Annotated in this window: 16 protein-coding genes; 12 read left to right on the plus strand and 4 right to left on the minus strand. The window is 36.6% G+C overall.

Annotation, left to right across the window (positions count from 1 at the left end; all coding sequences use genetic code 11):
- Positions 1-198: 198 nt before the first annotated feature.
- On the minus strand, positions 199-1,662 hold the full coding sequence (locus AC07XN_RS12300; protein WP_309924458.1) for an aldehyde dehydrogenase (NADP(+)): 1,464 nt from the start codon (positions 1,660-1,662) through the stop codon (positions 199-201).
- A 107-nt stretch (positions 1,663-1,769) separates the two neighbouring features.
- Positions 1,770-2,483, minus strand: a complete 714-nt coding sequence (locus AC07XN_RS12305; RefSeq protein ID WP_309924454.1) for an NUDIX hydrolase — start codon at positions 2,481-2,483, stop codon at positions 1,770-1,772.
- A 212-nt stretch (positions 2,484-2,695) separates the two neighbouring features.
- Here AC07XN_RS12305 and AC07XN_RS12310 point away from each other — a divergent pair, with 212 nt between their 5' ends.
- The 4 genes from AC07XN_RS12310 to AC07XN_RS12325 all read left to right on the plus strand — a co-directional run bounded on the left by AC07XN_RS12310 (position 2,696) and on the right by AC07XN_RS12325 (position 11,357).
- Positions 2,696-6,445 (plus strand): ThuA domain-containing protein, encoded by a 3,750-nt coding sequence (locus AC07XN_RS12310; protein ID WP_494743301.1) that lies wholly within the window; start codon positions 2,696-2,698, stop codon positions 6,443-6,445.
- A 64-nt stretch (positions 6,446-6,509) separates the two neighbouring features.
- Positions 6,510-7,517 carry a sugar phosphate isomerase/epimerase family protein gene (locus tag AC07XN_RS12315; protein ID WP_309924449.1) on the plus strand — a complete coding sequence of 336 codons (1,008 nt, stop codon included), beginning with the start codon at positions 6,510-6,512 and terminating at the stop codon, positions 7,515-7,517.
- Between the two features lie 184 nt (positions 7,518-7,701).
- Entirely contained in the window at positions 7,702-9,006 is a 1,305-nt protein-coding gene (locus AC07XN_RS12320; protein WP_494743302.1) for a leucine-rich repeat-containing protein kinase family protein, read from the plus strand.
- Between the two features lie 131 nt (positions 9,007-9,137).
- Positions 9,138-11,357: a TonB-dependent receptor gene (locus tag AC07XN_RS12325; RefSeq protein ID WP_494743303.1), complete on the plus strand. Its 2,220-nt coding sequence runs from the start codon at positions 9,138-9,140 to the stop codon at positions 11,355-11,357.
- 68 nt (positions 11,358-11,425) lie between these two features.
- On the opposite strand, the gene AC07XN_RS12330 is transcribed toward AC07XN_RS12325, so the two are convergent.
- Positions 11,426-14,161: a PQQ-dependent sugar dehydrogenase gene (locus AC07XN_RS12330; RefSeq protein WP_494743304.1), complete on the minus strand. Its 2,736-nt coding sequence runs from the start codon at positions 14,159-14,161 to the stop codon at positions 11,426-11,428.
- 422 nt (positions 14,162-14,583) lie between these two features.
- Here AC07XN_RS12330 and AC07XN_RS12335 point away from each other — a divergent pair, with 422 nt between their 5' ends.
- Positions 14,584-16,857: a GH92 family glycosyl hydrolase gene (locus AC07XN_RS12335; protein WP_494743305.1), complete on the plus strand. Its 2,274-nt coding sequence runs from the start codon at positions 14,584-14,586 to the stop codon at positions 16,855-16,857.
- Positions 16,858-16,903: 46 nt separating this feature from the next.
- Here AC07XN_RS12335 and AC07XN_RS12340 read toward each other — a convergent pair whose 3' ends face one another.
- Complete coding sequence (locus AC07XN_RS12340) at positions 16,904-18,322, minus strand: aldehyde dehydrogenase family protein (protein WP_494743306.1); 1,419 nt, start codon at positions 18,320-18,322, stop codon at positions 16,904-16,906.
- A gap of 551 nt (positions 18,323-18,873) precedes the next feature.
- On the opposite strand from AC07XN_RS12340, the gene AC07XN_RS12345 reads away from it, so the two are divergent.
- The 7 genes from AC07XN_RS12345 (at position 18,874) to AC07XN_RS12375 (ending at position 25,981) form a co-directional block, all read left to right on the plus strand.
- Positions 18,874-19,257 carry a response regulator transcription factor gene (locus tag AC07XN_RS12345; RefSeq protein ID WP_309924437.1) on the plus strand — a complete coding sequence of 128 codons (384 nt, stop codon included), beginning with the start codon at positions 18,874-18,876 and terminating at the stop codon, positions 19,255-19,257.
- Positions 19,258-19,385: 128 nt separating this feature from the next.
- Complete coding sequence (locus AC07XN_RS12350; protein ID WP_309924435.1) at positions 19,386-20,576, plus strand: sugar transferase; 1,191 nt, start codon at positions 19,386-19,388, stop codon at positions 20,574-20,576.
- Between the two features lie 70 nt (positions 20,577-20,646).
- On the plus strand, positions 20,647-21,855 hold the full coding sequence (locus AC07XN_RS12355; protein WP_494743307.1) for a glycosyltransferase family 2 protein: 1,209 nt from the start codon (positions 20,647-20,649) through the stop codon (positions 21,853-21,855).
- A gap of 44 nt (positions 21,856-21,899) precedes the next feature.
- Positions 21,900-22,766, plus strand: coding sequence for a glycosyltransferase family 2 protein (locus tag AC07XN_RS12360; RefSeq protein WP_309924432.1), 867 nt, complete (start codon positions 21,900-21,902; stop codon positions 22,764-22,766).
- Between the two features lie 8 nt (positions 22,767-22,774).
- A complete protein-coding gene (locus AC07XN_RS12365) occupies positions 22,775-23,392 on the plus strand; it encodes an acyltransferase (protein ID WP_309924428.1) in 618 nt (205 codons plus the stop codon).
- Positions 23,393-23,407: 15 nt separating this feature from the next.
- Positions 23,408-24,319, plus strand: a complete 912-nt coding sequence (locus AC07XN_RS12370; RefSeq protein WP_494743308.1) for a glycosyltransferase family 2 protein — start codon at positions 23,408-23,410, stop codon at positions 24,317-24,319.
- A gap of 318 nt (positions 24,320-24,637) precedes the next feature.
- A complete protein-coding gene (locus AC07XN_RS12375; RefSeq protein WP_494743309.1) occupies positions 24,638-25,981 on the plus strand; it encodes a transposase in 1,344 nt (447 codons plus the stop codon).
- The last annotated feature ends 363 nt before the right edge of the window (positions 25,982-26,344 follow it).

The raw sequence follows: 26,344 nt of genomic DNA on the forward strand, positions 1-26,344 counted from the left end.
GTACAATATTTAATAAAAACTGAAGGAATAATTATTGGAAAAACAGTCGGTAGCAGAAGTGAGGTAGCAATTTTTGAAGAGCGTTTAAAACATCAAATGGGTTAAAACATCTCATTTTAACCCATTTGATGAAATTTTGATAAAATTATAAATTTTACACATCTGGAAATATATTTCCGATTGTTAAAAAATTGTTAATTATTTTTTCCATTCATTATCAACCATCCTCCAAATATTCAATGGATTAGATTCTTGCAATTCTTCTGGCAAAAGGCTATCTGGGAAGCTTTGATAACTAGCAGGACGAACAAAACGTTTGATAGCGTCTGGTCCAACCGAAGTAAAACGAGCGTCAGTACAAGATGGAAAAGGCCCACCATGATGCATCGCAAAACAAACTTCAACACCTGTAGGAACACCATTAAAAATTAATCGACCACTGATGCTTCTAAGGGCTTCTACTAAGTCATCATTCGCTTGCAATTCTGCTTCAGTAGCCATGAATGTAGCTGTAAGCTGACCTTCCAAATGTTGTATTACGGCTGTTAATTGTGCTATATCTTTACATTTTACCACTAAAGAAAAAGGGCCAAATACTTCTTGATGTAAAGTCGGATTTGCTAAAAATACCTCAGCATCAACCGAGGCAACAGTAGCCAACCCTTGAATACTATCCGTTTTCTCAACAAGTGATTCTGCTTCTGTTTTTACGTCCTCTTGTGCTAATGCTACCGTTTTCTTGCCTTCATAGTTTTGGTAAATACCTGCATTAAGCATCTTTGAAGGAACCACTTTCTCTATTTCAGTAGCAAGTACGCTGATGAAATGCTGTAAATCTGCATTATCAACACCTAAAATCAACCCAGGGTTAGTACAAAACTGACCCACACCCAAGGTGATAGAGCCTGCATACTCTTTCGCAATACTTTCAGCACTTTCAGCCATCTTTTCAGGCATCAATACCACTGGATTGATACTTCCCATTTCTGAAAATACAGGAATAGGTTCTGGACGCTGATTCGCCATATCAAACAAGGCTTTTCCACCAGCAAAAGAACCTGTAAAACCAACCGCTTTAGTTACTGGGTGCATTACTAGGGCTTTCCCGACTTCAAAACCGTTGCCTCCATCTACATGGGCAAAAGTACCTTTAGGCATTCCTGTGCGTTCTGCTGCACGTAATACCGCATCTGCTACCATAGTAGAAGTACGAGCATGTGCTGGATGACCTTTTAAGACTACTGGACAACCAGCAGCCAAAGCTGAAGCAGTATCACCACCAGCGGTTGAATAAGCATAAGGGAAATTGCTAGCACCAAAAACCACTACTGTTCCAAGAGGCACAGACATTTTTCGAAGGTCAACTTTGGGTAATGGCTTGCGGTCTGGTTGAGCGGTATCTATACGTGCTTCTACCCAAGAACCTTCCTCTAATAAATCAGCAAACATTCTTAACTGAAAAATTGTACGTCCACGTTCACCCAACAAACGGGCTTCTGGAAGATTGGTCTCTTCCATCGTAGTATGAATGAGCTCCAAGCCCAACGCTTCAATTTCCTCGGCAATTGTTCTTAAAAATACAGCTTTTTGTTTTCCAGAAACCTTACGGTATTGTTTAAACGCTTCAGCAGATTGAAGCATGATTTCATTAATATTATCCATTTTTTTTGATTTCAGCGATTTATAATGAGGCTGTTTATGTGTATATTATATAAAGTAAATAAAGGAAGAAATTACCTATTGAACAAAAACTAAAAATCAATAAACTATTATTTTACAAACTTATAAAGATAGGGTGCTTTGTGTGCTGCCCCTGTAAATTTCTTTTCGATACGCTCTAAGATACCCATTGTCAATATTTTACGTTGAAAGTTATCTCTCCTTAAAGGCTTATCCAGAATAGTCTCGTATAAAATCTGGAGCTCTTTCATGGTAAACGTTTCAGGCAACAAATTAAGTCCAACTAATTTATCATCAAGCATAAACCTCAACGTTTCTAACGCTTTCTGAATAATTTCTGCATGATCAAAAGCTAAGTTAGGTAATTGGTGGATATCATGCCATTCGCAAGCTTCATCATAGATACCTATTTTGGTATTTACCTTCGAAAAATCAACCAAGGCATAATAACCTATTGAAATAAAGCGTTCAAAAACCCAACTATCTTCAGGTATTTGGATACTATTCGCCATTAATACCTTCTTGAGTGTTTCACCAGTAGAACGATTGGCTTTGCCAAAAACATAAAATTGTTCCAGATAAATATCTCTTAGCCCTGTTCTTTCTTCTAATATCCTTTGTGCGGCGGCTTCAATATCTTCCTTTTTCAATACATACCCCCCTGGCAACGACCATAATTCTAATTGTTTTACCTTCGGTAATAATACCTTTAATTGCTCTCCATGAAATCCAAATATCACACAGTCAATGGATAATTGTTGAATGTATTTGCTCTCGTCAATCACTATTTTATCGGATTCCATACTTGTCTTATTCTGATACTAATTTCCACAAAAATAATACAAAAACTTGGCGGATTCAAGAAAATGAATTATCATTGTTCCATAATGAAACAATGATAATACTTAATCAATGAAATATTTAATTTTTTAATTATTTATTCTTTCGTTTACCTACCATTTACTTTGTTTTCAGCCATTTAATTTTATTATCTAATTCAAAACAATCAGTCAAAATGAACAAAAAACACTACCAGTTTCCCCCTTTAATAAATACCCTCATGTTGATATTGGGTATTTTTTTATTGGGTTCTAAGGTACTTATTGGACAAACAAATGCGCCCAGAGTATTGGTCTTTAGCAAAACGGCTAGTTTCCGTCATGCTTCTATTGAAGTAGGACAAGCTGCCTTTCAAAAAATGGCTAAGGAAAAGGGATTTGTTGTGGACTTAACAGAAGATGCTACCGCTTTTAATACCGAGAACCTTAAACGCTACCGCGCTGTCGTTTTTTTAAGTACTACGGGGGATGTATTGAACCCTGAACAACAAGTAGAGTTTGAACGCTATATCCAAGCTGGCGGTGGCTACTTGGGTATCCATGCGGCAACAGATACAGAATACGACTGGCCTTGGTATGGTCGTTTGGCAGGTGCATTTTTCTTAGACCATCCAAGTACTCCAAGCAATGTGCAAAAAGGTAAATTTTATGTGACGATGAAAAACCATTGGGGAACAAAGATGTTGCCTGACGAGTTTGAGCGTGAAGATGAGTTTTATAGTTTTCAGAAAATTGACCCAACCATTAATGTGTTGGTAAAAATCGATGAGAAAACATATCAAGGAGGTAAAAATGGCGACAATCACCCAATCAGTTGGTATCATGAGTTTGATGGTGGTCGTTCATTTTATACAGCAATGGGACATACAGACCAAACTTATAGCGAGCCTCTTTTCTTGGCACACCTTTGGGCTGGCTTAAATTATGTAATGGGTGGCGATGCTCCAAAACCGTTGGATTACACAAAAGCTCGTCCAGAAGAAAACCGTTTTTCTAAAGTAGTGTTAGAAGAAAAATTGAGCGAGCCAATGGAATTAAGCGTCTTGAATGACGGACGTATTTTATTTATCGAGCGTCGCGGAGATGTGCGTTTGTATAATACTAAAACGAAACAATTGAAAACGATTGCGTCGATTCCTGTAAGTACAAAATATAAAGATAAAGAAGGCAAAATTTCTGAAGCAGAAGATGGTTTATTAGGCTTGAGCAAAGACCCTAATTTTGCACAAAACCACTGGATTTATTTGTATTACTCACCCCTTGGTGATGATGCCAAAAATATCTTGACTCGCTACGAATTGCGTGGAGATGAATTGGTTTTATCTTCTAAAAAAGTGCTTTTAGAGATTCCTACACAAAGAGAACAATGTTGTCACACGGGTGGCTCTATTGCTTGGGATAAGGCGGGTAATTTATTCCTTTCAACAGGCGATAATACTAATCCACATGGTTCTAGTGGTTATAGCCCAAGTGACGAACGCCCAGACCGTAGTCCTTGGGATGCTCAAAAATCTTCGGCTAACACCAATGATTTAAGAGGTAAAATCATTAGAATTAAGCCTACTGCTGATGGTTCTTATACTATTCCAGATGGGAACTTATTTGCAAAAGGTACACCCAATACTCGTCCTGAAATTTATACAATGGGACATCGTAATCCATTCCGTATTTCGGTAGATCAAAAAAATGGCAACTTATATTGGGGAGAAGTTGGGCCAGATGCCAACAAACCAGCTGCTGACCGTGGCCCGGCAGGACATGACGAAGTAGGACAAGCACGCAAAGCTGGCAATTATGGTTGGCCACATTTTGTAGGTGATAACAAGGCTTACAATAAATTTGATTTTGTTAATAATAAATCATTAGAATTGTGGGATGCTAATGCACCAACGAATACTTCGCCAAACAACACAGGCTTGAAAGTATTACCTCCAGCACAAAAAGCATTTATATGGTATCCTTATGCAGAATCTCCAGAATTCCCATTAGTGGGTAGTGGCGGTAGAAACGCCATGGCTGGTCCAGTATTTTATAGTGAAGCTTTCAAAAATGCTAATCATGCTTTTCCGAAATATTATGATGGAAAATTATTGATTTACGAATGGATGCGTGGTTGGATTATGGCCGTTACTTTAGATAAAGAGGGTAATTATGTTTCAATGGAACGCTTTATGCCAAGCTATAAATTCAGTAATCCGATGGATATGGAATTTGCCGAAAATGGCGATTTATATATGTTGGAATACGGCTCAGGTTGGTTCACGGCGAATGATGACGCCCGTTTGATTCGCATAGAATATAATGGAGGGAATCGTAAGCCAATTGTACAGATTGCGGCAGATAAAATGGGTGGTGCTATTCCTTTTAAAGTAGCACTTAGTTCAAAAGGTACAGTAGATGCTGATGGAGATGTGCTGAAATATTCTTGGAAAATCACAGACAAGAAAGGGTTTATCAAAGTAATCAATACGCCTGATGCTTCATTGACATTAACCAAGGCTGGGGTTTATAAAGCAACACTTACGGTGTCGGATGGCAAAGGAGAAAGCAATAGTCAATCGATGGAATTGACGGCAGGAAATGAACCACCAGCATTGGCTTTTGATTTACCAAAAAGTAATAAAACTTTTTACTTCGCCAATAAACCATTCAATTATGAAGTAAAAGTAAGTGATAGAGAAGATGGAAGTTTAGCAGATGGAAAAATCAAACCAGACCAAGTAGCCGTGAGTATTGATTATTTGGCAGAGGGTTTTGATAAAATTGCTATCGCGCAAGGACACCGTTCGGCAGATGCTTCGGCAAGTTTTGCATCAGGCAAAAAATTGATGGAAGCTAGCGACTGTAAGGCTTGCCACAGTATTGATAAAAAATCAGTAGGACCGATGTACAAAGATGTTGCGGCTAAATACAAAAACGATGGCGGTGCATTAGAAAGACTAACTAAGAAAGTGATTTCGGGCGGAAGCGGCGTTTGGGGCGAAGTACCAATGAGTGGTCACCCACAACTTTCAGCAGCAGATGCAGCAGATATGGTAAAATATATCTTGAGCCTCTCACAAGAAAAAACCAAAGCAAGTACTTTGCCTGTAAAAGGAGCTTATACGGCTAAATTACCTGCTAACGACAAAGGACAAGGTGTATATATTTTGCGTGCTTCTTATGAAGACCAAGGTTCGAAAGGAATTCCTTCATTAGCATCTGAAAAAACATTTACACTTCGTAATGCGAAAATGAGTCCGCATAGATTTGATAAATACGAAGCTGTTTCAAAAATGTCATTCGGTGGAAACGAGTTAATCATTCCTTCTAAGTCTGGTTCATATGTTACGCTTACTCAGATAGATTTAGCAGAAATTAAGCAAATATCTTTCTCGGCAGTTACGCCAAAACCACAGTTGAATGCCCAAGGAGGAGTTATCGAAATACGCATTGATTCACCAACAGGTAAAGTAATAGGGGCATCTCCTTTCCTTGCTCCTTCAGAAGAAATGAGCTTTGCCGGCAAACCAGTTGCCATCAACATTACTCCAACCGAAGGAACACATGATTTGTATGTCGTCTTCCAAAACCCAAAAGCAGAAGGCTCACTGATGGTTGTGATGGGTGTTGAGTTTAAAACAGAAATAGGTGATGCTGCTCCTGCAACAGTTACTCCTACTGAAACTAAAACAGATTATAACAGTTATGCGGGCAAGTATAAAATGACAGGCCTACCGTTTGAGTTTATTTCAATTACGGTAAAAGACGGCAAGTTAATCATTGATGCTGGTGGAAATGTAGGAGAATTAACGCCAACTGACACACCAGATAAATTTGATGCTGGTGGAAAAGGAACTGTTAGCTTCGTTAAAGATGATACTGGAAATGTTTCAAAAATGAAATTAGAAGCAATGGGAATGGCTTTTGATGGTAAAAAAGAATAAGTATTAAAATAGAAGGGCAACAGGGTAAAAACTTTGTTGCCCTTTTTTCAAACCTTTAAAACAAATGAAAAATAACATAGAAAATCTGGAACAAAATCATTCAAGCCGTCGCCAATTTATGGCTCAGATGGGACTTTTGACAGCAGCGAGTTTTCTTCCAGAAACCATATTTGCATCAGCAAAACCACATTTTGAAATCTCTTTAGCGGAGTTTTCATTAGCAGGGTCATTATTCAGTGGTAAACTAAAAAACATGGATTTTCCTGCGAAAGCTAAAAACGATTTTGGTATTAATGCAGTAGAATATGTTTCGATGTTCTGGGCCGATAAAGCCAAAGACCAAGCTTATTTGAACGAACTGAAACAAAGGACTGCTGATTTGGGTGTTCGAAATGTATTGATTATGGTAGATTCAGAAGGTGATTTAGGAGCGAGTGACGCATCGGCTCGTCAGAAAGCCATTGAAAATCATTATAAATGGGTGGATGCTGCTAAATTTTTAGGCTGTCATTCAATCCGTGTAAACATGGATGGTGACGGAACGCCCGAAGAAATCATGAAAGCAGGTGTAGATGGCTATGGTAAATTGGTAGAATACGGACAAAAAGCAGGTATTGGCGTAATTATCGAAAACCATATTACCATTTCAACTAATCCTGATTGGCTGGTAAGTTTACTCAAACAAGTAAATAATCCTTTTGCGGGTTGTTTACCTGATTTTGGCAATTTCATTCAAAGAGAAAAGCCTAAAGCCATGACAATGGAGGGATTCAGAGATGCCAAAGTAATTCATGAATATGATAAATACGATGGTGTAAAAAAACTGATGCCTTTTGCCAAAGGGGTTAGTGCTAAAACGCATTTATTTGATGATAATGGCAACTGTACCGATACAGATTTTGCCAAAATGATGCCGATTGTCAACAAGGGTTTGAGTAAAAACTTCAAAGGCTTTGTAGGGATAGAATACGAAGGAGGCTTTATGAAAATGATGGGTGCCAAAGAAAATTACTTGGACGAAGACGCGGGTATCAGAGCTACGAAGGCTTTGTTGGAAAAATATAGAATGTAGGGTTAATCTATTGAGTATAAAATTAAATTTACTGTAAAATCACTGATGGCATGACTTGGAGTCATGCCATCAGGATTACCATACCATCTCTCAATCTTTCCCTCTTTAACGGAAAAAATCTTCTCTCTGAAAGCTCAATGCCTATTGCTGACTATCTTTGTCAGAAACAAACCTTTTGCCATTCATGCAGACACTCCAACAACTATACTCAGGAGAACTATTAGGAACAACCCGTTTAAAATTATCTTGTGGATTAAAGACCTTTCCAAAGGAGATTTATACTTTAGCTGATACCTTAGAAATTTTAGATTTATCAGGCAATGAGCTTTCATCTCTACCAGATGATTTTGGAATCCTGAAAAAACTAAAAATAGCCTTCTTTTCAGATAATTTTTTCACTGAATTTCCATCGGTATTAGCTAAATGTCTTGCATTAGAAATGATTGGTTTTAAGGCTAATATCATCAAAACAATTCCCGAAAATGCCATTCCTATCAATACTCGTTGGTTAATTTTGACGAATAATGCTATTGAAAGTATTCCTGCTTCTATTGGCAAATGTACTCGTATGCAAAAGTTGATGTTGGCGGGTAATAATTTAAAAGCCTTGCCACTGGAATTAGCAAGCTGTAAAAACCTGGAATTATTCCGCATCTCGGCCAATCAAATTGAGCAGTTTCCAACAGAATTATTAACGTTCCCTCGCCTTTCATGGCTAGCTTTTGCAGGAAATCCTTTTTCCGAAAATACTGAAGAACAAGTAGCACTAGAAGAGTTTTCTTGGGATGAACTAACCATTAAAGAGCAATTGGGCGAAGGGGCTTCCGGCATTATTGCCAAAGCTGTTTGGGAAACTCATCATAAAGAAGTTGCCGTAAAAGTATATAAAGGAGAAGTAACCAGCGACGGCCTACCAACTGACGAAATGAATGCTTGTATTTCAGCAGGTACGCATCCAAACTTAGTAACGGTACTGGGTAAAATTAAAAACCATCCAACCAATAAACATGGTTTATTGATGGAGCTGATTCCACCAACTTTTAGAAACCTTGGCGGTCCACCTAGTTTTGAGACTTGTACGAGAGATACTTATCCTGCTGGCACCGTCTTTACCTTAGCAGAAATCATTAAAATTTCTTCCGCTATTGCTAGCGTTGGCGAACATTTGCATGCCTTAGGTGTTTCGCATGGTGACTTATATGCTCATAATACATTGGTAGATGAAAATGCGAATACCCTGTTTGGTGACTTCGGGGCGGGTAGTACTTACCATGTGCATTCTAGTAAAGCTCCTGCTATCCAGCGTTTAGAAGTAAGGGCTTTTGCTTGTTTACTAGATGATTTACTAAGGTATGTCGCAGAAGCCGATACACAACATCCTTCTATTGGTCAATTAAAAGCCTTGGTTCAAAACTGTATGAACGAAGTAGTGTTGGAACGTCCAAGCTTTGTACAGATTTATGAAAAGATTACAGGCTTAAATGCATAATATTTTCTCTATACGATAATATTGCTTCTATTTTTAGTGTATTCTATCTAAAAATAGAAGTAATATTCTTTTAATACTCCTAGCTGGTCGCTCAAAGCTGACAGCTAATAAACCTTTCATCATCAACATTCATGAAACAAACAATTACATTTATTTTATTATTTTTAAATCTAAACCTATTTGCACAAAAGGTTGAAGGAACCATTACAGATTCCAACAAAAATCCCATTGAAGGCAGTTTTATTCTGAACAGACGTATTGACAAACACTCACATTCCAATAAATTGGGGTATTTTATACTAGAAAAAGTTAGTCAAGGTGATACGTTGGAAATCTCGTGCATGGGTTTTAAAACACAGAAAATTGTGTTTACACCAGCACAGCATTTTTTAAAAATTGTTTTACAAGAAAGTACTTTTCAGCTAAATGAAGTAACGATTAGTCCAGAAGTAAACGCCCAAAGCATCATCTCTAAAATAGATTTAAAAACTTATCCAGTCAATTCTTCTCAGGAAATTTTACGTAAAGTACCCGGACTATTCATCGGTCAGCATGCTGGCGGTGGTAAGGCTGAACAATTATTTTTGCGTGGTTTTGATTTAGACCACGGCACAGACATTAATATTTCGGTAGACGGAATGCCTGTAAACATGGTTTCGCACGCACACGGACAAGGCTATGCCGATTTACACTTTCTGATTCCAGAGACCATTGAAAAAATAGACTATGGTAAAGGCCCATATTTTGCTAATAAAGGCAATTTAACAACGGCGGGGTATGTCGAATTTCAAACTAAGGAACGTATCAAGGAAAGTCAGGTTTCGACAAGTGCTGGCATGTTTAACACTTTCAGGACGATGGCTTTGGTCAATTTATTAGGTCAACAAGAAAAACAATCGGCTTATATCGCCAGTGAATATTTGTATTCTGATGGCCCTTTTATTTCGCCACAAAAATTCAATCGTTTGAATTTGATGGGGAAATATGCCCTTGAGTTGCCCAATCAGCATAAAATCAATTTCTCCGTAGCCTATTTTACCAGTAAATGGAATGCTTCTGGACAAGTACCACAACGAGCAATTGATGAAGGCTTGATTACTCGTTTCGGAGCTATTGACGATAAAGAAGGTGGTAATACCAGTCGAACAAATATCAATTTTCAGCATACAAAAAGGGTAGGTGAATCGCTTCTGTTTAAAAATACTGCTTATTACAGTCATTACAATTTTGAGCTGTATTCCAACTTTACTTTTTTCTTGAAAGACTCAGTCAATGGCGACCAAATCAAGCAAAAGGAATCCAGAGACATATTAGGATTTCAGTCAGAAATTCATCAATATTATACCCTTTCGGCGGGAAGTTTATCTTGGCAGTCGGGCGTAGGACTTCGGTATGATGCCGTGAACGACCTTGAGCTTTCGCATACGCTCAACCGTGTGACGATTCTGGAGAGATTAAAGTTTGGTAATGTAAAAGAAACCAATGCTTTCGGATTCACAGGCATAGAATATCACCGTGGCAATTGGTTGATTAATCCAGCTATCAGATTTGATTACTTCAATTTCAATTACCTCGACAAGCTTAATAACAACCAAGTGCAAGCCGTTTCAAAATTTATCGCTAGTCCAAAATTGAATATCATTTATAATCCAGACCATGATATTCAGCTATTCTTTAAAGCAGGTAAAGGCTTTCATTCAAATGATACTCGTGTAAGTAGTTTAGCAAGTACTAGTCAGACCGTATTACCAGCCGCTTATGGTAGTGATTTAGGTATAATTTGGAAACCACAGTCACGCTTAATCCTAAACATGGCTTTATGGATTTTGCACCTCGACCAAGAGTTTGTGTATGTAGGCGACGAAGCTGTGATTGAAGCCAGTGGAAAATCATTGCGAAAAGGGCTTGATTTAGGCATTCGCTATCAATTAAACAATTGGCTGTTTTTCAATGCCGACATGACGAATACTATCGCTAGAAGTATTGACGAACCCAAAGGGGCAAATTATATTCCCTTAGCTCCCGATTTTACCCTAACAGGCGGATTAAGCATTACTCACCCTTCTGGGTTTTCTGGTGGACTACGCGTTAGACATTTAGGCAATCGTGCAGCCAACGAAGATTATTCTATCGTTGCCAAAGGCTATACCGTTACAGATTGTAATATGAATTATAAAATCAAGAAGGTAAACTTTGGTTTAATAGCAGAAAATCTTTTGAATGTAAAATGGAATGAAACACAGTTTGCTACAGAATCAAGATTGAAAAACGAAAGTGAGCCAATTACAGAAATTCACTTTACCCCAGGTTTTCCTTTCTTTTTAAAAGGTACAATAGGTATTAGCTTTTAGTTGAAACCAACAAAAAAATGCCCCAGCTCTTTATTGAACTGAGGCATTTTTTGTTTTCAAACCATTACTTATTTTAGACTTTTAGCAGATACAAAATCTATCCATTCTAAACTAAACAAGTCCTTGTTTGGTGTTTCGTTTTTGATAAACACAAAATACAAATCATGTTTTCCTGCAATTGCTTGAATCGCCGTACTCTGTTCTGTATAAGTATTCCAGTTCCCTGTTGGTGCATACATCAAAGTACTAATAATTTCACCTGTTGGTGAATCAGCATGTACTTCTATTTTTGCTCCTTTGTCTTTTGAAGAATAGCGATAAGTAAGTTGCTCTATATTCTTTAAGTCTATATTTTTCAACACAAAGTACGAGCCGTTATGGATATTACCCAAACGTTTCCCTTGTCTGCCAATATTATTAAGCACATCTGCTTCGCTACCAAATACTTTTGTAGGACGTAACACTAATACGTCGGTCTTACTAAGTGCTAACAACGCTTTTGTTTTGCCTTGTGGTGCTACCAATGAGCCTTTATCTGTATAAGAAGCCGTCAATACATAGCGTCCTTCTTGTTCTTTTCCAACGTGTTCTTTCAACGTAATATTACCTTGTTGTGGTATTCTGTTTTCTACAGGTACATTGCCTAATGATAGGATGTATTTTACCATTTCGGTAGTTTCCTCACGCGACAGTTGTGGATGGGCGCTCATCTCACGTTCATCCCAAACACCACCACCACCAATGATGATTTTATTGGCAAGCTTCGCAATCGCTGTTTTATCATCTCTATATCGCTTGGCAACTTCAGTAAACGATGGCCCAACCGATTTTGCATTTACCTGATGACAAGCCTTACAGTCTGACCCCGCAATTAATGATTTGCCCAAACTAAAGGTTGAGGTTAATTGCTGATGTCCCATCAATGGCTCTCTGCTCACTTTAGGAATATAGTTGAGGATAACCTTCACTTTCTTAGGGTCAATTATTTTATCCTCCTTGTCTTTCACACTTACGGCATACTTCAAGGTAGTTTGCGAAGCCTTGAAGAATGTACTATTATCAGTCGTAGCAATGGCAACTTCAGGAACTGTGTTTCCTACTTTTATTTTTAAAGTATCACTATTGCTTGCTCCTAATTGGTCTTTCACCGTTAATACTACATTATAAATACCATTTTTACTGAAAGTATAAGTAGGATTCACTTCTGTTGATACAGCTTTGCCTTCAAATTTCCATTGGTATGTCAATTGGTCTCCTTTGTCAAAATCATGGCTTTTATCTCCTTTGAAAGCGACTTTTAATGGAGCCAGCCCAATCGTATCTACTGCAATGGCTTCTGCTACAGGGGCACGGTTTCCGCTATTGAAATCTATTTTCACCAAACGAGCATCTTCATTATCAATACCATAAACTGAGCCATATTCAAGCAAATAAACACTTCCATCAGGCCCTATTTCCATATCTACTGGACGACGAAAATCCCCTGTTGTTGGCATAAATGCCTCCATGGATTGATAATTCTGTTGCTCGTCTAAACGTACCGCATAAATCCAGTTACGCATCCAGTCATATACAAATAGTGCTTTATCATAATAAGCAGGTAATTTTGTTGGATTAGCGATTGAAGGGTCAAAATGATATACTGGCCCACCCATCGCACATCTACCTCCCACGCCTAACGCTGGAAATTCCGCCGATTGGTTATAAGGATACCAAATCATTGCCTTTTGTGCTGGAGGCAAGTTTTTAATTCCTGTATTATAAGGAGAAGTATTTTCAGGAGCTTTTGGATCAAAAAGAGACCCTATTTTTTTCGTAGCAAAATCATATTGAAAATATGGTTTATTGTCGCCTACAAAATATGGCCACCCATAATTTCCTGCTTTTTTCGCTTGGTTGAATTCATCGTAGCCACGTGGCCCTTGTACACCATCTGTTCCAGCATCAGGGCCAATTTCACCCCAATAAAGATATGATGTTGCTGGGTCAACCGAAATACGGTAAGGGTTACGACAACCCATTACATAAATTTCTGGACGAGTACCTGCTGTTCCTTTAGGAAACAAATTTCCTTCTGGAATGGTATAAGAACCATCTGTTTCTACATGAATACGAAGAATTTTACCTCGTAAATCATTAGGGTTACCTGCCGAACGTTGTGCATCAAAAATAGGTCTTCCTTCTCTTGAGTCTATCGGTGCATGACCATTCGATTCAAAAGGTACGGTATTGTCACCTGTTGAGATAAACAAGTTCCCATGTGCATCCCAAGCCATTGAACCTCCTGTATGGGCACTTACTTCTAAGTCTATAGGAAATTCAATAATCGCCTTTTCACTTTCAATATCAAGCGAACTATCATCATTTACTTTGAATCTTGCTATTCTCTGTTTAGTTTGTTCTTTGTCTTGTACGGTATAAAAAAAGTACAAATAATGATTCTGACTAAAGTGAGGGTCTATGGTCATCCCCAACAAACCATTTAAGTACTTATCAACCGCTTTGGCAGGAAAGTCATAAAGTAATCTAGTCTTTTTCTGAACAGGGTCGTATACATAAAATTTACCAGCCCTTTCTACGAAGAATACACGACCATCTGGGGCAACAGCCAATTCCATAGGTTCGTTAAGGTCATTAGAAAGTACGCTTTTTTTAAAGCGATTTTCTTCAGGTCGGTTTAAGGTATCTGCCCACACATTAGCCTTTGAGGCCGTAACATGTGTGTTCATAGATTCATGGGTAAGAGAGCTTAAACCTAGGAATGCTCCTAAATACAAACTGTATTTTGCGATAGAATGAAACATTGAGAGTATATTAAACTTAAATAATAGAGATAAATAAAAGTACAGTATACCAAATTTAAGTAAGTATGTTGTATTTTTTCAAGACTTGATTTGAATAATACAAAATTATTAGGCAGGATAGAAATATCAGTCTTGTTTTTCGTCAAAAATAGGGGACATATTGGTAATACCAATTTTGTTATTTCATGCGCTTTTACATTACTAAGAGGTGTCTTTTTTTTAAATATACCCTTGTATAATAGAAATTTATTTAGAATAGGCTTATTACAAACATTACTGAGTATATTTTTAGGGAATATGTATTTTTCTCCGAAGAAGACATTACAAGCATATTCCTCTTAAATTAGGCTTATAAATACAAACAGAACACAAAAACGAAAGCATTACCTTTAAAGGATTATCCAACATAAAATTTTATAAAAATGATTAAACGATTTTATTACTGCTTATTTTTTATCACAATCAACCTCGTTTCGCTTGCACAATCAAGTGAGCATCCTGTTGATTTGGTGAATACATTGATGGGCACAGCTTCAAAACCAAGTTTATCTGCTGGCAATACGTATCCTGCCATTGCCCTTCCTTGGGGAATGAATTTCTGGATGCCACAAACTGGTAAAATGGGCGATGGTTGGGCATATACTTATGACGCTGACAAAATAAGAGGTTTTAAACAGACACATCAGCCAAGTCCATGGATTAATGACTACGGACAATTTGTAATTATGCCAACTACGGGCAAGCGCGTCTTCAAAGAAGATGACCGTGCAAGCTGGTTTTCGCATAAAGCAGAGGTTGCGAAGCCTCATTATTACAGTGTTTACTTAGCTGACCATGACATAACAACCGAAATTACGCCCACAGAAAGAGCAGCCGTACTTCGTTTTACATTCCCCCAAACCGACAAAGCACATATCATAATAGATGCTTTAGATAAAGGCTCATACATCAAAATCATTCCAAGCGAAAGAAAAATCATTGGCTATACTACCAAAAACAGTGGGGGTGTTCCTGAGAATTTCAAGAATTACTTTGTGATTGTGTTCGATAAAGCTTTTGCTAGTACAAGTACTTGGAACGGTAAAGAATTGGTTGATAATACGTTAGAAATCAAAGAAAGCCATACAGGAGCGGTAATTGATTTTGCTACCGAGAAAGGCGAGAAAGTTCAGGCAAAAGTAGCTTCTTCTTTCATAAGTTTCCAACAAGCAGAAATCAATTTAAAAGAAGTAGGAAAAGACAATTTTGAACAAGTAAAAAGCAAAGGGGAGAAAATCTGGAATAACTCACTGAACAGACTAAAAGTAGAAGGCGGTACAGACCAACAAACACGTACTTTTTATTCATGCTTATACCGCACAATGTTGTTCCCAAGAAAATTCTATGAACTAGATGCTCAAGGGAAAGTAGTTCATTATAGCCCCTACAATGGAAAGACATTGCCAGGCTATATGTTTACTGACAATGGATTTTGGGATACTTTTAGAGCCGTTTTTCCTTTCTTCAATTTGATGTTTCCTTCGTTGAATGCACAAATTATGGAAGGCTTGGCAAATACTTATGACGAAAGTGGTTTCTTACCTGAGTGGGCTAGTCCGGGGCATCGTGATTGTATGGTAGGTTCTAACTCTGCTTCTATCATTGCCGATGCGTACTTGAAAGGTGGTCGAGGTTTTGATATTAATAAATTGTATGAAGCCTTATTGAAAAATAGTGAAAACGAAGGCCCGATAAGTTCCGTTGGGCGATTGGGCGTAAAGTATTACAACCAATTAGGCTATGTACCCTATGATGTAAAAATCAATGAAAATGCAGCCAGAACGTTGGAATATGCCTATGATGATTTCTGTATTTATCAATTAGCAAAAGCCTTGAAACGTCCACAAGCTGAAATAGACCGCTTTGCAAAACGTTCACAGAATTATAGAAACTTATTCGACCCTAGTACAAAATTGATGCGAGGTAAAAATCAGGATGGTACTTTCCAAAGTCCATTCAATCCTTTTAAATGGGGCGATGCCTTTACGGAAGGAAATAGTTGGCATTATACATGGAGTGTTTTCCATGACATCAATGGTCTTTCAAATTTAATGGGGGGTAGTAAAGGGTTTAGTAAAATGTTAGATTCTGTCTTTGTGGTTCCTCCTGTTTTTGATGATTCATATTATGGTTTTGTCATTCATGAAATCCGTGAAATGCAAATTATGAATATGGGAAATTATGCGCATGGAAACCAGCCTATTCAACACATGATATACTTGTATAATTATGCAGGACAACCATGGAAGACTCAATATTGGATTAGAGAAGTAATGAATAAAATGTATCAGCCTACGCCTGATGGTTACTGTGGTGACGAAGATAATGGACAAACTTCTGCTTGGTACGTATTTTCTTCTTTAGGTTTTTATCCTGTGGCTCCTGCTACAGATCAATATGTTTTAGGTACTCCACTATTCAAAAAGGTAACCTTATCACTTGAAAATGGCAAGAAAATCACGATAAATGCTCCTGAAAACAATACACAAAACAAGTATATACAAACCCTGAAATTTAACGGGTTACTCTATACTAAAAATTGGTTGAGTCATCAAAAATTAATGCAGGGCGCTACGATTGATTTTAAAATGTCTGCTTCTCCTAACAAAGCACGAGGCACAAATGCAGTAGATTTCCCTTATTCTTTTTCTAAATAATTATCAAAATCCCCTAAACAATTAACATTTGTTTGGGGGATTTTTTTTAGAAATACTTAATTGTCAAATCTATTAGTTTCTGCTTAAAATCGGTATAAGGAGGCATCAGTAAATCTAACGCAATAAAAGGCGACCATTGTTTCATAATCGCCCTTTGGTTAGAAAATGCTAAGAAACCATAATGCCCATGCCCCTTTCCAATCCCACTGTTATTAGACCCTCCAAAAGGTAATTCGTTATTAAAAAAGTGTAATGTATTGTGATTAATTACCGTTCCTCCTGCCCTTGTCTGGTTAATGATGCTGTTTACTGAGACTTTATTATTACTAAAAATATACAAAGCCAAAGGCTTTTCGTGTTGACGAATATGCTGAATAGCTTCGTCTAGTTCCTTAAAAGTAATTAAAGGCAGGATTGGTCCAAAAATCTCTTCTTGCATCACCTTGCTATCTTTACTGACGTTCGATAGCAGTGTTGGAGCGATAAACTCTTGGCTTTCGTCTGTTTCTCCGCCCATTTCTATCACTGCTCCCGTTATCTTAGCCTCTTCTATATAACTCTTCAAACGATTGAAATGTCCTTTATTTACAATCCGATTATAATCTTTAGACTCCTGAGGGTTTTCCCCATAAAAAGCCAAGACTTGCTCTTTGAATAGTTTTATAAAATCATCTTTTACGCTTTCTTGAATGTATAAATAATCTGGAGCGATGCATACTTGCCCATTATTCAAGTATTTTGCCCACGCTATTCTGCTAGCAGCTTTGGACAAATCAGCAGATTCCTCTACAATGACAGGCGTTTTACCTCCTAATTCTAACGTAACAGAACATAGATTTTCAGCTGCTGCTTTCATGACTTTTTTGCCTAAAGCAGGACTTCCCGTAAAGAAAATATGATTGAAGGGCAATGCAGTGATGTATTCAGCAACGTCAGCATTCCCTTCAAATATTGCTACTTCGTTTTCAGGGAATACTTCTGCTATCATTTTTTTCATTAAAGCCGCCGAGTGAGGAGTATGCTCAGAGGGCTTTATGATGACGCAATTTCCAGCAGAAACGGCAGAAACTAAGGGGCCAAACGTTAAATTAAACGGAAAATTCCAAGGAGAAACGATTAGTACAACTCCTTTGGGTTCGTAGTGAATATAAGAAGAAGTTCCTAACAGGGAGATTGGGCTTGGCACAGCCTTAGGCTTCATCCAATGTTTAAGATGTCTGGTTGCGTGATTCAGTTCGTTAATAACTGTATATATTTCTGTTAAATCTACTTCAGCGGGTGCTTTTTTGAAATCATTAAACATTGCTTTTTGAATCTCTGTTCGATATTGAAGAATCGTTTTAAGCAATTTTTTTAATTTAGTTTTTCTTTCTAATGCATTTGTATGGCCAATATTATATTGGTTCTCTAGTTGCTTACTAAAAATAGCATCAATTGCATCAGTCCATTCCTTATTATCCATCATCAATAAATGATTAGCAAACACCAAAAAAATTAGATTAAATTAGAATTATCCTTAAGTTAGGATAAATAATAAGGATTTATTCTAAACATATCGCACATCGAAGATGAGAGAGTCATCCATGTTGCTACTAAAAAAAGTATAAACTAAAATTGTTTATTGTAAAATAGCAATTTTATGTCAATATATTTATATTTAAATTTTCCATAAATGTGGATAGCAGTATTCTTTATGTGAGTGCAAAATTTCTATTGTACAAAGTCCACCTTTAATATGGTTTAGGTTGTTTAAAAGCATAAAAACATTTGTTTGGCAAGGTAATTGATTGTAACTTTAAGAGAGTATATAAAAAAAATAATATTTTTAATATTAATCTCCTGCTGCATCTTTTTTTATAATATTTATTTTATACTATTGATTTCAATTTGATTACTATTGTATAAAAAAGTAATACAAAAAGGCTTTTCATTGCATCCCTTAATGGAAGTGTTTCTTAAGTAATCATAATTTTATTATTTCCACAATAGCCCTGAAAAATTCAATAACTAAAAATAATGAACAACAGTAAATTGAAACTTCTAATAGTTGATGATGAAGCAAGTACTAGAAAAGTATTAGAACACTTCTTGAACAAAGAGTTTGATGTAACAGTTAAAAATGATGGGATGGAAGGCATGAATTGGTTAGATGCAGGAAACGATACAGACTTTATTATTGCTGATCTTAACATGCCAAACTTGGATGGTAAGGAGTTTGTAAAAGTAGTACGTGCAAGTAATTTATTCAGTAATCTACCAATCATTATTCTGTCAGGTACTGACGAAAGTAAAGAAAGAATAGAATGCTTGAACTTAGGAGCCGACGATTTTATGCTAAAACCGTTTAATCCAATGGAAGTACATGCCAAAATAAAAGCTATTTTACGCAGAGTAAAATAGACAACGCCATTAACCATTTATTTTATAACACATATTAAGAGGTTTACTCATTATTTGTTACCTTAAAGCTTATGAGGTCGAAGTTTATCGTGTATGTCTTGAGATAGAATTATTAAAATCACTAAAATATGAGTAGTATCCCACAGACTATATCATCACCAAAGGATGATTTTCCTATTAAAGTAATTTTGGTTGAAAATGAAGATTTTGTAGTGGTCAATTTTTTGAAAAAATTTGGACAAAAACTTCACATAAAGGTTATTAGTAACTTAGACGAATGTCTGGAGTTTGTAAAGAATACGTATCCACCTGATGCTATTATTATTGCTAGAAATCTAGGTGGAATCAAATTTTTAGAAACAATCAGAAAAGATAACTGGACAAAGAATTTGCCTGTTATCCTTACCAGCGACCATGTAACGCCTGGGCTGATTAAAGAAATTATTGAGAAAAAAGGAGATGATATCTATCCTAAAGATTTTAGCTCTGGCGATTTAATTACTCGATTAGAATACTTCATCAAGCGTCGTCATTATGTTGCTAGTCAACAAACAAAATCAAATATTTTAGAGGTAAAAATTCCATTCTGGAAACGCTTTATTGATGTTTCTACTACTGGTTTTGCTTTATTGTTGCTGTCTCCACTGCTTATTATTATTTCTATTCTTATCAAATTAGATTCAAAAGGCCCTATCGTCTATAAATCTAAACGTGTGGGTGCTGGCTACAAGATTTTTGAAATTTATAAGTTCAGAACGATGCGTACAGATGCTGACCAGTTAATCAAAAACATGGAATCGTTGAATATGTACACAAAAGGAACAACAGAGGCCAAAACAGATGGGCTTTGTGATGAGTGTGCTTTAATTGGTTCTTGTCAGCAACGATTATACTTGGATGGTGAAGAAACTTGTGAAAAGGTTTACTTGAATAAGAAAAAAGAGAAGGTAGCTTTCATGAAATTTCAGAACGACCCAAGAATTACAAAATTAGGACGTTTCTTAAGAAATAGTAGTATCGATGAGCTACCACAATTGTTTAATATCTTCTTGGGAGATATGTCTCTGATTGGGAATAGACCTTTGCCACTATACGAAGCTGAAAAATTAACAACAGACGATTATATCGAACGTTTTGCTGGTCCTGGCGGACTTACTGGTCTTTGGCAAGTAACCAAAAGAGGAAAAGGCAAAAAAGATATGACCGAACAAGAAAGAATAGAATTGGATATTGAGTATGCTCGTAATTTTTCTTTCAAATATGATTTGAAAATCTTTTTTATGACATTCCCTGCCCTCTTACAATCTGAGAATGTATAGAAGCCCAACCCAGAAAAACTGCTCAGCCCTGCTGTATTAATTTAATTAATACCTCTCAAAATATTAAACTATGAAACTCATACTTGAACTATGTTTCTGGATTTGTATAGGGCTAGTAGCCTATACTTATGTTGGTTATGGTATAGTTGCTTGGATTTTTGTAAAAATCAGAAAAATATTCGGGTTTACTTTTAAAAAGTATAACGACCCTACCTTTCTTCCGGAAGTCACATTGGTTGTGCCTGCTTACAATGAAATGTCGTGCATCGAAGCCAAGGTTATCAATACATTTGGACTAGATTACCCTTCCGATAAATTTGAAGTTCTTTTTGTCACAGAAGGCTCAAATGATGGAACTTCAGAATACATAGCATCACTTCAATCAGAATATAGTAATTTAAGAATGATTGCAGGCGATACCCGTAGAGGTAAAATTGAAGCGATGAATATGGCGATGAAGACCATTACTACCCCTATTGTTATTTTTACAGATGCTAACACTACGCTCAACCACGCTGTTATTAAAAACATCGTAAGGCACTTCCAAGACCCAGTAGTCGGGGCAGTAGCGGGTGAAAAGCGTATTCAAACAGAAGGGTCAGAAGCTGCTGCTGGCGCTGGCGAAGGCTTATATTGGAAGTACGAATCTTTTCTGAAAAAATTAGATACTGAACTATACTCTGTTGTAGGAGCAGCAGGTGAATTATTTGCCGTAAGAACCAATCTATTTGAGCACGTTGAGAAAGATACGCTTCTGGATGATTTTATTATTTCTTTACGAATTGCCGCCAATGGTTTTAGGGTAATCTATGAACCAGATGCTTATGCTAGCGAACGTCCTTCGTTCTCTATTCAAGATGAAATGAAGCGGAAAATCAGGATTTCAGCAGGAGGTTTTCAGGCCATAGCCCGTTTGGGGTTTCTTTGGAATATCTTCCGTTATGGCTTACTTTCATTTCAATATGTTTCACACCGTGCTATGCGTTGGGCAGTGGCTCCATTTTGTCTTCCTCTTTTAGTATTAATCAATTTTATACTACTTATTACTGGTTCTGAATTATTAGATAATTTCATATATCATCTTTTGATGCTTGCTCAAATTGCTTTCTATATTTTAGCATTGCTTGGCTATTATCTTGAAAATAAGAAAATTAGGGTAAAAATACTTTTTGTACCCTTCTATTTTTCTTTCATGAATTATTGCGCCATCCGAGGGTATTTCAGGTATAAGAATGGATTAACGTCTGGTATCTGGGAGAAAGTCAAAAGAGCAGAATAATTGGTGCCTTTAAAAGAGTTGTTATTCCATAAATTGAAAAAACTATGATTAATTTTTCGTTACCAACATGGGTAGAGCAAATATTAAGCAAACCATTACTCATTAGTAAGTATTCCGCTAGTGAAGTTGAAGCGCTAAAGAAAAAATTATCTATATTTTCTAATGAAAATCCCATTGTCAGTGTAGTAATTCCTGCATGGAACGAAGAAGAGAGTATCCTGCATACCTTAATTTCCCTTGCCAATACTAATACAAAATATCCAGTTGAGTTAATCGTAATTGATAATAATTCAACCGATGGCACAGCCAATCTTTTAAATACAATTGGTGTAAAAAACTTTTTGGAGACGAAGCAAGGGGTAGGTCATGCCAGAACTTGTGGTTTGCACAAAGCAAAAGGCACTTATGTGTTGACCTGCGATAGTGATACATTATACCCAGCAGGTTGGATTACGGCCATGACTGATGCGCTAGTAAACGGACAAGACAAACCTGTTCCCGTATATTGCGTACATGGTAGTTATTCATTTCTTCCTTCTCCTTCTACCCCACGTTGGCAATATGCTTTCTATGAAATGCTGAGCAGTTTTGTGATTAAACAAAAAGAACGTACACAGCCTTTCCTGAATGTGTTAGGATATAATTCTGGCTTTATTAGACAAAAAGGTATCGACATAAACGGCTATGATATTGAAGTACAAAGAACTTTCAGAGGGGTTGCTTTTGATGATGCCGGTCATGCCACTGAAGACGGAATGATGGCATTACGCTTACAAGAAGCAGGAGGAAAAATTGAGGCGGTAGATAGCGATGATGCAAAAGTATGGACAAGTGATAGACGAATACAAATAGATGGTGGCTTAAAAAAGGCACTTATCTTTAGAATCAAAAAACATCTTTTCAAAAAATAACTCTTCTTATGTCTATTATTCAAACCATCAAATCAAATCCTGCCTTAAAGAAATTTGTGCATTGGTGTTTAATTCCAAAGTATCAGGCACGACCGCGACTTTGGGTAAAATGGTTTATTAATCCTTTCTTTCATAAAAAAGGGAAAGGCTCTGTGATATGCAGAAGAACAAGAGTAGATGTTTTGCCTTTTCAGCCTTTTACACTGGGCAATTTTAGCACAGTAGAAGATTTTGCTACCATTAATAATGGCGTAGGGGCTGTTCATATTGGCAATAATTCAAGAGTAGGTATTGGCAATGTAATCATTGGTCCTGTAACCGTTGGGAATAACGTTATTTTTGCACAAAATATCGTAATGAGCGGACTTAATCATGTGTATACTGACGTTACCCTTCCTATTGATTTACAGCCCGTTACAACAGCTCAAATCACAATAGAAGACGATTGTTGGATTGGAGCCAATGCGGTGATTACTGCAGGCGTAACTATCGGGAAACATAGTGTAATTGCTGGTGGTGCCGTTGTCACTAAAAATATTCCTCCTTTTAGCGTTGCTGTTGGCAACCCTGCTAAAGTAATTAAACAATACAATGCTACATCAGGGCAGTGGGAAAAAGTAAGCTAAAAACGAATAACAAAGATGGCAAATCATCAACCAAAAGTTTCTATAATAACCATAAATTTCAACAGTACTGATGTTACTGCTGCGTTATTACGTTCGTTAGAAAAAATAACCTATCCATCTATTGAAGTAATTGTAGTTGATAATAGTACCAAAGATTTTGGCTACCAACTTCCAATAGATTTTCCTTGGATTACTTATCTTGAACCTGGTGAAAATCTTGGTTTTGCAGGGGGAAATAATAAAGGCTTAAGAATAGCAACAGGAGAATATTATTTGCTCTTGAACAATGATACAGAAGTAGATGCAGGTTTTCTTGAGCCTCTTATCGCACGCTTTCAGACGGATGCTAATATTGGGGTAATTTGCCCTAAAATTTTATATTTTGACGAACCAGACGTTATACAATTTGCAGGCTATACGCCTATTAACCCTATTTCAGGTCGAGGCTTCGGCATTGGTTATTTAGAAAAAGATACTGGTCAGCATGATAAGGCAATGCCCACATCGCGTGCCCATGGAGCAGCAATGATTTTTTCAAAGGTTGCTTTTGAAAAAGTAGGACTCATGGCAGAATTATTCTTTCTGTATTATGAAGAAATGGATTATTGCGAAAGATTTAAAAGAGCTGGCTATACAATTTGGTATGAGCCAAGTAGTAAAGTTTGGCATAAAGAGTCTATGAGTACAGGTAAAGGTTCAACCCTTAAAACCTATTATTATAGTAGAAATCGCTTACTTTATTTACGAAGAAATACTTTTGGGTATCAAAAGATACTGATGTATATATATTATACAGCCATTGCTCTTCCAAAAAATCTATTAGGATATTTAGTAAAACGAGATTGGCCACATTTAAAAGCTTTTTGGCAAGGATTTATCTGGAATTTTAGTAATTCTTCAAAGGATGAACATGACTTAAAGACTTGAGGATGTATGACTTAAGTATTAGAGGATTTGTAGATTATAAGACTTAAAGATTGTAGGATGATTATCATCTTATAGTTTTTAAGTTTTTTTTATGTCGTTTTTAAATTCTTTCCTTTAAGGGGGTGACTTTTTTTGTTCTTCTTCCCAAAAGGGCATATGCAATATGCCCCTACATTGTGTTTACTATGGCTTTCCTTTAGTGTTGTAAATATTTAATTATCAGTATATTACAAACAGAACAACCCCGAAAAAGTGTCACTACTGGCAATTTTCGGGGTTGTTCTGTATTTTGTTTCTGCTATAAAACCTTAAATACAGATGCAATATACACTGTTTGATTTCGATTCTCCAAATTTTTCAAAATGGTACTTATTCAAGAATACAACTGTTCTTGGAAAAATTCACCAAACTATTGATTGGGACTCTCTTGAAAAACTTTTACCCCATAAAACTACACTTTGTGGAGCACCTTCATGGTTGCCAACTAAAGGTTTTTTCGGGTTAATGTTTTTAAAACACTATACTTGTTTGAGCGATGAGAAACTACTTGAAAGTTTTCACACGAACTGGGCAATGCAAATGTTCTGTGGAACTTTACTTGCTGATAATGAAAGGATTAAAGATAACGCTTTTGTCTCAAGGGTAAGGTCTTATTTGGGAGAACATTTAGATTTAAATCTCTTCCAAAGCGTCATGATTAATAGCTGGAAAGGGGAGATTCCTGATAAAAATGTCTTGTTAATGGACGCTACTTGTTACGAGGTTTACTTACGTATTCCTACTGATGTTAAACTACTTTGGGAAGCTTGTACTTGGCTCTGGGAAAAACGGATTCTAACATTATGTACAAGGAATAAAATCAAACTACCAAGGTCTAAATTCAAAGACCAAAAGATAAAACAGTTGGCTTACAGTAAACTCAAGAAGAAAACTTATCGGAAGACAAACTCTAGAAAGCGTTCACTTTTAAAGCTACTAAATAAAGGTATTTTAACACTTAATGAACTTTTAAAACAAACCTCTCTTGAAGAGTTTTCACCAAAAGATGCAGAAGTATTTCAAACTATTAAAGTTATTTATGAACAACAAAAACAACTTTTTGAAATACCTGGAGCAAAGATTAGTGACCGTATAGTAAGCATCTATAAACCCTACATTCGCCCCATTGTTAGAGGGAAAGAAAATAAGCCAGTAGAGTATGGAATAAAAGCACATATTAATCAAGTTGGTGGAATTAACATCATTGAACATGTAAGCTACAATACTTTCAATGAGTGTAAAAGATTGAAAGATAGCGTAGTAAGGCATGAAAAAATGATTGGAGAATGCACTCATGTAGCCGCAGATGGAATTTATCCCACCAATGAGAATCGTACATTTTTAAGAGAACAAAGGATACAACACAACTTCTGTAGAAAAGGTAGAGGAAAAGATGATAAAGAAACCAAGCAAATAAAAGGTATTCTCAATAAAGAGAGGAGTACGCGTCTAGAAGGAAGTTTTGGTACAGAAAAGGAACACTATTTACTTCGTAAAATAAAAGCAAGAAATCAAAAGACGGAACTCGTCTGGTTATTCTTCGGCGTATATACAGCCAATGCTGTCAGGATTACCAATCGAAGGCAAGAAAACAGACAACATGTTCAGAAACTAGCAGCCTAACAATAAATCTTAGAGAATAGTAAATAACCACTCCATGAGTTGGTATGGTAAATCGTTGATCAGTTTTTACGAAAATTCAAGAATAAATGAGACAACTAGACTAAAATTGTACTTTTAAAATAAAACAGCTCAAATAAAATGAAAAATCCACCCAGTAAATGAGTGGATTTTATTCTAAATGAATATCAAAAAATAATTTTCAAGGGAAGCCTACTATTCTGTAGGGACATATTGCATATGTCCTTTAGTCATTTTTTTCTTTATTCCTGTCATCCTCCAGTCCTCCAGTCCTCCAGTCTTTCAGTCCTAAAGTCCTCAAGTCTTCAAAACAAGAAGAGCCACCCTTTCGAGGTAGCTCTTTGT

The sequence above is a fragment of the Arcicella sp. GW458-12-2-14-TSB2 genome (genome assembly GCF_059423785.1).